We start from the raw sequence: 7,797 nt of genomic DNA, 5'->3' as shown, positions 1-7,797 counted from the left end.
CACCTGACGCGCGAAGTCGCTGCCTGGGAAACCCGCCGGAATACCGTCCGCGCCAAAATCGATTGGCGTTTCACCACCGACAATGCGCGCATAAAGCTCAAGCATCTTTACCCTTCAATTCAACCTTGATGAAGCACTAGGACGGGTTTCGGATCAACCCCAAGTGGGATCAGTCGTTCGGGCGCCGCTAGACCGTTTATAGCGAGAGGCCGACTCGGCGGCGCGCATCGAGGCAGTTGCCGCTGCCGCGGGTGAACTCGCGGCAGGTCCTCGGGCGGTCGTCGTAGATGGTGCATGCATAGGTTTCGGTGGGCGTGTGACCCCCGGAAAGGGCGGCGCAACGGCCGCCGTCCCTCCGCAGCTTGCTATAGGTCTCGTGGACGACAACGAGGGCCGGATGACGCTTGATCACCGGTTCGCGCTTGGAAATCTCAACCGAGTCATAAGCCTCGCGGCAGCACGCCCCGCAGGTAAGGCAGCCGAGCTCATCGGCCGGTTCAAAGCGTGAACACGCCGGCGCGTCATTCGGCAGCCGGACACCGGGCGCGTGTCGGCAGCGCAGTCCCCGGCGCTCGACAAACGCCCAGGCACAGCCGGTACAGCTATGGCCCGCGTGGTATGTCGCTATTGGCGCGTGACCGGCCGGGTGCGGTGCGGGCGACTCCGCCACGGTTGTCCAGAGCGAAGGCATCGCGCTCTTCCCGGGCCGATCGTTTTCGGCGCGGGCACCCGATCCAACGGCGCTATTACGATGCGCTCGGGGTACTAACGCCGCAATGGCCTCGCTGGCGGCGAGCGCCTCTTCGAGGTGCGGTGCCCAGCGGCGCTGCGATGCCCGCCAAGCGGCAAGACGCGCGGCCACACAGCTACGCTCGCGGCGGCCGCCCTCTTCCGGCGACGCCGCGAACGGATCGGCAGGCAGCGAATCCCAAAAGCTCACGCGGAAATCGGTGGTCGGCGCAAAGAAGTCCCGCAGTCCCACGCCGTCGGCCAGATAGGCCTGCAGCCGTAAACAGGCGTGCTCGCGCCATGGATTCCGGGCGCCGTTGCCGCCGAGACCCCAGTCCACCCGGCCTTCACCCGCCTCGCCCTCGACTAGGGCGTGGCATAGCTCGTGAAGAATCATCTGCGCGAGCGAGTCGTCGGGGTCGAGGATGTCGTCGCTGCCGATGAAAATCGTGCCACGGCCGTCGGTCGAGGCATACGCATGCGCCGTGCGTTCAATGCGAAAGCCAATGCGTTCCGCACAAACGATCCACACGAGCGCGAGCGGGTCGTCGTAACGGTGATTCGGGCGGCGGAGAAACTCGGTCATGTTCGGCAACGGTGAATCGGGTCGCAGATATTACCAGGCGGAAAGCTGTTCGTCCCCTAAGGCGCGATCGGCTTGTCCGCTAACGCTTCGTAGATCCATGCCATGCCCCAAGCGGCCAACATCAACCAAATGATGACGACAAAGCCGGCGGCCGCATAACTCACCGGTTTCTTCCTCTGCGTGAAGATTTCCACGGCCGCGGCCCGGCATTCGGCCAATATCGGAGAGGGAATCAACCGAATCACCAAGGCAAGCCCCAAGGGGATCAAGACCAGGTCGTCCAGGTAACCCAGCACGGGGATGAAATCCGGAATGAGATCAATGGGGCTGAACGCATAAGCCACAATGGCAGCCGCCAGAAATTTTGCATACCAGGGCGTTCTTGGATGACGGGCGGCCAAATACAGCGCGAACGTCTCTGCCTTAAGACGGCGGACCCGTTGCTTGAACTCGATGAAAAGCGACATCGTGTTTGGAAAAGAATTTGCGCGAAGGCGGGTTACGGTTGCACATTCGTAGCGAGCATGCCGATTTAAAGGCTCGTACGCAAGAGAACTGACCGCAGGAATTAATCCGATCGCCGGCTCAGGGCGCGCGACGATTGGTTTGATAAACAGGCATCAACTGCTGAGCTTTTGCACGCATGCTCTGTAGACGCTGTTCGGGGTTAGGGTGGGTGCTGAGCCAGTCCGGACCGCCGCTGCCTCCGACCTTAATCATTTTCTCCCAGAGGGAAATGGCGGCATAGGGGTTATATCCGGCTTTGGCGGCGAGTTCGATGCCGACGCTGTCCGCTTCGCTTTCGGCTTTTCGGCTGTTAGGCAACTGCAAGCTGACAGTCGCGACGGTATCGGCCAAGCCCGCCACACCGCCCAAGTCATAGCCTGCAACGGCGCCAGCCAGGACGCCCAAGCCCAGCCCGAGCTTTTGAACCTGGACGCGCGACATTTTTTCGGCTTGATGCGAGAGCAGTGCGTGCGCGATTTCGTGTCCCAAAACCTGAGCTAGTTCGTCATCCGTGGGGCGGATTTTCTGAATCAGGCCGGTGTACACGGCGATCTTGCCGCCGGCCATGCACCAGGCATTCACCTCGTCGCTCTTTAGAACGTGCACCTCCCATTGCCAATTGCGCGTTTCGGGACGCAGTGCTATCGCCTGCCCAATCAAGGGCTGCGCGATCGATTGAACCCGGTTGAGCATGGCGGGATCAGCATCCAGCACCCGTTGTCTTTCGGCATTCAGAAGCAACTGGTTATAAGCCTGTGCCGAAGACTGGGCGGCCTCGTTGTCGTTTACCAGCATGATCTGGCTTCGGCCAGTGATGGGGTTGGTCGAACAGCCGCCAATTCCGAGAGCGAACTGAGCGGCAAGAAGAACAGCGAGTAAACGATGTGCCAAGTGGTCTTGCCTCAATTACACAAAGCGCCGGACCGGTCGTAGCCGCCGGATACTCTCGATTTGACGCAGGAACCTATGAAAAATTCAGGTTTCTGGCTGTTGAGAGTCTCGGAAGATCCTTGCTAAACGGATTTGCCATGTAGAGGCGCTATTGGTCACGACGGCCCTTTTGCTCGATGCGCTTGAGCAAGGCGAAAAGATCGCTGTTGGTCGAAAGGACGACCGTAGATTCACCCTTGATAACCTTGCGATAGGTTTCAAGGCTCTTCAGGAAGCGGTAGAAATCGGACCCTTCTGGCCGCTGGGTGTAAGCCCTTGCATAGATCTCCGTCGCCTTGGCGTCCGCCTCGCCGCGGATTTCCTGAACCCGCTTGTAGGCGGCGGACTCGATTTCGTTGATGTCGCGGTCCTTGTTGCCGGAAATGCGCGCGGCCTCGCCCTCGCCTTCGGATCGGAACCGCTGGGCAATTTGCAAGCGCTCGCTGATCATGCGTTGATAAATACGTTCGAGGACTCCCGGATTGTAATTGATCCGCTTGAGCCGGATGTCCAAAAGCTCGATACCGAACTCGGCCAGTTTCGGAGCCGCAGCGTCGAAGATGCCCTTTTCGATTTCCAGCCGCCCGTACTGGATCGGACGCAGGACGCCAAGCCCGCCCACCGCCGACAGCGCACCGGTTACGCTTTCGTCTTGCAGCGGTCGGCGCGTTTTGTCGGTACGCACCACTTCAATCAGTTCGTGTCTGGCTATAGCCGTGCGCGTCTCGCTGCCTAAGATATCTTCCAAACGGGACTGGGCACTCCGCTCATCCCGAAGCCGGAGGTAATACTGCATGGGATCGGTAATGCGCCAACGGGCGAAGGTATCCACCTGAATATAGGTCTTGTCCTTGGTCGACATTTCCACCATCGGTCCGTCCCAGGCCAGATAACGCTTGTCGAAACGGGTGACCTGCTGGATAAGCGGTAGTTTGAAGTGTAAGCCGGGATCGGTAATGGGTTCGCGGACCGGTCTGCCGAACTGGGTGACAATCGCCTGTTCGGTTTCGTTGACCGTGAATGCGGACAGCAACACCGCCGCGGCCGCCAAGAGTGCGAGAAGAATCACAAGGGTTCTTCGGAAGCTCATTTACTTTTCCTCCGACAGGCGTGCGGGTAGGGGAAGCATCGGGAGGATTTGCTGCACCGATTCGTCCACGATGATCGATTGCTTGGCCTCTGGGAGGACATCGCCGAGCGTTTCGAAATAAAGACGCGCCCGGGTCACTTCCGGCGCCTTGATGTATTGCTCGAGAACGGCGCCGAACGCGGTGGCATCGCCCTCCGCCTCGTTGATCCGCTTGAACCGATAGCCATCGGCCGCCCGGATTTTCTGATCCGCCTCGCCGCGGGCGCGGGGTACGGCCTTGTTGTATTCGCCGTTGGCCAGATTAATGGCATTCTCCCGGTCCTGCTGAGCCCGATTCACCTCGTTGAACGAGGGTTGCACCGGTTCCGGCGGATTGACATTCTTCAACTGCACTTGGTTGACGGAAACGCCGAGGCGATAACGGTTCGCCAATTCCCGCATCCGGCCGAGGACCGATTCCTCGATCTCTTGCCGCCCGATCGTGATGATTTCGTCGACCGTCCGGTCGCCTACGACTTCCCGCATGACCGATTCGGAAAGGTCCCGCAAGGTCAGTCCGGGATTGCGTACCGCGAAGAGATAAGTCTCGGGCTCAGTGATGCGGTATTGCACGACCCACTCGACGAGCGCCGAATTCAGATCCCCCGTGACCATGGATTTTTCCTTGGCCGGCTCCTTACCGACTTGATCCGGATTGGTGTAATCGGAGGTGCTTAAGCCGAATTCCAGCTTGAGTTGCCGCTGGGTCGGCACCTCGATCACATTATCGATGCCGAACGGGAGTTTGAAATGCAGGCCGGGCGGCACTTTCAGAATGTATTTTCCGAACCGGAGCACAACGCCCTCCGACTCCGCCGGTATCGTGTAATACGACGTCCACGCCAAGACAATGAGCAATAGAATCAGGAGGATTCGCGGTAGGGAGATGGGCGGTGGGCCGGAAAAACGTCCCAACAAGGGTTTCACATTATTCACGCAAGTCCTCGCTTTGAAAATACGCCATGCCTTTGTGAGGCAAACCTGAGTCGCTATTGGATTGCTCAAGGATAGTCCTATAGCGCATGGATGTGGACAGCATTTCGAATCATATTCCGGCCTGTCGGAACCTTGGTACCGGTGACACAACCAAAAAGGAAGTGCTTCGGGCTGCTTACTCGTTAGCGGGATAATCTCGATCGTCTGCCGGCCCGAAGGACAATCGCCTTTTACCGGTTTCATGGAGGGAATCATGAATGCTATCCGTGCCTGGGCAGCGCGTTCGGCCGGCCGCGCTTTGGAGCCATATGAGTTCGACCCGGGTCCCCTGGGGCCTGAGGAGGTCGAGATCGCGGTCGAATATTGCGGCATCTGCCACTCGGATCTATCCGTAATCGATAACGAGTGGGGCATTTCCACTTATCCTGTGGTGCCCGGCCATGAGGCAGTGGGGCGGGTGGTCGCTCTTGGGGACCAAGCCAAAGGTCTCACGCTTGGTCAGCGTGTCGGCGTGGGCTGGAATTCCGGAAGCTGCCTATATTGTCGTCATTGCCTTGCGGGCGACCAGCACCTGTGTGTACGGATTCAGCCGACCATCGTCGGGCATCACGGCGCCTTCGCCGACCGGCTCCGTGCGCATTGGGTTTGGGTGATCCCAATTCCGGAGGCGCTGGACGCCAGCACCGTCGGCCCTTTGCTGTGTGGCGGTATCACCGTGTTTTCCCCGTTGCTCGATTTCGACGTCAAGCCGACCCACCGCGTGGGCGTGGTCGGTATCGGCGGTCTTGGCCACATGGCGCTCAAGCTTTTGAACGCCTGGGGCTCTGAAGTCACAGCGTTCACTACCAGCGAAGCCAAATACGAGGAAGCCAAGACGCTAGGTGCGCACCATGTCGTGTTCAGCCGGAAGCCCGAGACGATGAAGGCCATCGCGGGCTCGCTGGATATGATTCTGGATACTGTCAACGTGCCTCTGGACTGGAAGGCGATGGTGGCTACGTTAGCACCCAAGGGGCGGCTACACGTGGTCGGCGCCGTTCTGGAACCAATTCCGGTGATCGCGATGAGTCTGATTTCCGGACAACGCAGCGTATCGGGTTCGCCTACCGGCTCCCGGAGCACGATCGACATGATGCTGGATTTTGCCGCGCGTCATGGAATCGCCCCGCAGGTTGAGCATTTTCCGATGAGCCGGGTGAACGATGCGCTGGAGCACCTTAGGGCGGGGAAAGCGCGGTACCGTATTGTGCTGGATGCCGATTTTGCCTGACCCAGCGTCGAACGGTTATTCAAGAAGACGCTATCTTATTCAATAAAAGAATAACAATACGACTTTTTAATGTTGTATGTAATAACGCTATTTGACTAAAATTCTTCACAGCGTGATTGTTTACTCTCCTCTTAACCTCACCTCATAGCCCCGGTTCACCGGGGCTTTCTTTGGTGCACGTCTTCTTATCAGCCATATCAAGCGTTAAGCAATTCAGCTCTGGAATGCTGTCAAATGTTCAAGCTGATTAACACGGAAGCTTGAGATTCGGTATGCAGGCCTGCTGGCCAATCACCGCAATCTCCGGCGTCGGCGGCGCATCCGAGCGCCGCCAGCAGCCGCCGATCGACTAAGCGAAAGCCTTAAATCTGTTCCGCAACGGTCACGCAGAGATTGGTCGGCTTTTGCTGTGCATCCAGCACGGGCTTGATGGTAAAAGTCACCAGATTCTCCACGCCCGCATCGCCAAGATCGGCCATCGGGATGTCCTCTAACTTGATCTTGGTGCCTTTGATCGACCAGGCGTAATTGGCATCGAAGGCGGTATTCTTACTGGAGTTCTCCAGATCCACTTCGAGCGTAGCCCCGGTGCACGCCGCTGTGGGTTGCTTCAGATCCAGCACATGAGTATGAAAGCCGCTTTTAGCATCTTCATGCGAGCTGTCATCGATCGGCAAGTGAGTGACCAGGACCACGACGTTGTTGGTAGCGTCGGTCAAGGCGCCATAACCGAATGCGCCGGCCTTGCCATCCATCGGCACGGTGCCTGACGTTTCTATCTCCACATCAAGAACTTCGGCTTTAGCCTTGCTTTCCCATTCAACTTCCGCTTCTTTTACATTCAGGTAACTGGCCGTTTCGGCCCAGCAGGAGAACGATGTGAGGATACCTAACGCCAAAGTGCCCGATAGGGCAGTTATTCGTGCAGTTTTCATCGAGAAATCTCCTTTATCAGCGATTAATACTTAAATTACAGTGTACATTTCGTGCACCGGGCGATAATAAGATCGACTCGATAATATTTCTAGCGTCCATTATGAACACCTGAGAATGACCTTTTGAAACAGCGGCTCGAAGAGGTCTCACGCACAGGGGGCTGGATTTGCAAAATCGAAGTGTAGTGAGGCATTTTCCCCTTTCTTATCTTCGCAAGGGAACGGCATTGCTGCCTCTCCACGGTTACCTCGAAATCGGCAACGGTAGGTTTGGCGGAAGAAATCGCCAACGTGGCGGACAACTATTCCCGCCGAAGATCCCGATTCGTTCGCTCGCTGACAGCAAACACGTGCCTGTCCTGATCGAATCCTCTCTCGGTGATTCCTAAGTGAGTTTCCGCTATCGCCTTGGCTTCGATGCTGGTTGCCGCTTCTACTTTGATAATTTCGGTACGGCCATCGAGATAGAAGTAAACGTCATAAGTATTCATGATGCGGAAAAATCGAGTGTGTCTTAGGAAAAGGCTTAAGGCCGCTTTTTCTTCTCAAAGATCCTTTCCGCCAATTCGGCGGGAAAACAAAAAGCGGATCACTATTTCTCCATAAATCAAAACTTGATTCTGTGAGAAATTACCTAGGTTCTGTTGACATTTCGGGAGCTCTCCGGCGATGTCGCTCGCCATTTACGAAATGGCGAACCGATTAACAGTCACGGAGAATGAATGGCGTATCCTCTTTCCGATTTTGGCGGCTCAAAAACATGTATATATCGGCG

General features: G+C 57.2%; 9 protein-coding genes and 1 pseudogene. 3 read left to right on the top strand and 7 right to left on the bottom strand.

Annotated features, from left to right (window positions below; translation table 11 throughout):
* Positions 1–129 (top strand): annotated as a pseudogene (locus VEB01_RS02445) (IS630-like element ISCARN102 family transposase); the annotation flags it as partial.
* 67 nt (positions 130–196) lie between these two features.
* Here VEB01_RS02445 and VEB01_RS02440 read toward each other — a convergent pair.
* Positions 197–1,126: a YkgJ family cysteine cluster protein gene (locus tag VEB01_RS02440; protein ID WP_324872516.1), complete on the bottom strand. Its 930-nt coding sequence runs from the start codon at positions 1,124–1,126 to the stop codon at positions 197–199.
* On the opposite strand from VEB01_RS02440, the gene VEB01_RS02435 reads away from it, so the two are divergent.
* Positions 1,115–1,330, top strand: a complete 216-nt coding sequence (locus VEB01_RS02435) for a hypothetical protein (RefSeq protein WP_324872515.1) — start codon at positions 1,115–1,117, stop codon at positions 1,328–1,330. The genes VEB01_RS02440 and VEB01_RS02435 overlap by 12 nt on opposite strands.
* 41 nt (positions 1,331–1,371) lie before the next feature.
* On the opposite strand, the gene VEB01_RS02430 is transcribed toward VEB01_RS02435, so the two are convergent.
* The 4 genes from VEB01_RS02430 to hflK all read right to left on the bottom strand — a co-directional run bounded on the left by VEB01_RS02430 (position 1,372) and on the right by hflK (position 4,817).
* Positions 1,372–1,782: a YkvA family protein gene (locus VEB01_RS02430; protein ID WP_324872514.1), complete on the bottom strand. Its 411-nt coding sequence runs from the start codon at positions 1,780–1,782 to the stop codon at positions 1,372–1,374.
* Between the two features lie 118 nt (positions 1,783–1,900).
* Entirely contained in the window at positions 1,901–2,617 is a 717-nt protein-coding gene (locus VEB01_RS02425) for a M48 family metallopeptidase (RefSeq protein WP_324872513.1), read from the bottom strand.
* Positions 2,618–2,861: 244 nt separating this feature from the next.
* Positions 2,862–3,842, bottom strand: coding sequence for a protease modulator HflC (hflC, locus tag VEB01_RS02420; RefSeq protein ID WP_324872512.1), 981 nt, complete (start codon positions 3,840–3,842; stop codon positions 2,862–2,864).
* Entirely contained in the window at positions 3,843–4,817 is a 975-nt protein-coding gene (gene hflK / locus VEB01_RS02415; protein ID WP_324872511.1) for an FtsH protease activity modulator HflK, read from the bottom strand.
* A gap of 253 nt (positions 4,818–5,070) precedes the next feature.
* Here hflK and ahr point away from each other — a divergent pair, with 253 nt between their 5' ends.
* Complete coding sequence (gene ahr, locus VEB01_RS02410) at positions 5,071–6,087, top strand: NADPH-dependent aldehyde reductase Ahr (protein ID WP_324872510.1); 1,017 nt, start codon at positions 5,071–5,073, stop codon at positions 6,085–6,087.
* 362 nt (positions 6,088–6,449) lie between these two features.
* Here the strand turns inward: ahr and VEB01_RS02405 are convergent, their stop codons facing one another.
* Positions 6,450–7,022: a hypothetical protein gene (locus VEB01_RS02405; protein ID WP_324872509.1), complete on the bottom strand. Its 573-nt coding sequence runs from the start codon at positions 7,020–7,022 to the stop codon at positions 6,450–6,452.
* 302 nt (positions 7,023–7,324) lie between these two features.
* Positions 7,325–7,513, bottom strand: a complete 189-nt coding sequence (locus VEB01_RS02400; RefSeq protein ID WP_324872508.1) for a hypothetical protein — start codon at positions 7,511–7,513, stop codon at positions 7,325–7,327.
* Positions 7,514–7,797 lie beyond the last annotated feature (284 nt).

Source organism: Methylocaldum sp., from assembly GCF_035627495.1.
In the GTDB taxonomy this organism is placed as follows: Bacteria; Pseudomonadota; Gammaproteobacteria; order Methylococcales; family Methylococcaceae; genus Methylocaldum.
Note: the sequence above shows the minus strand (reverse complement) of the source record. Positions and strands in the feature narration are given on the sequence as shown.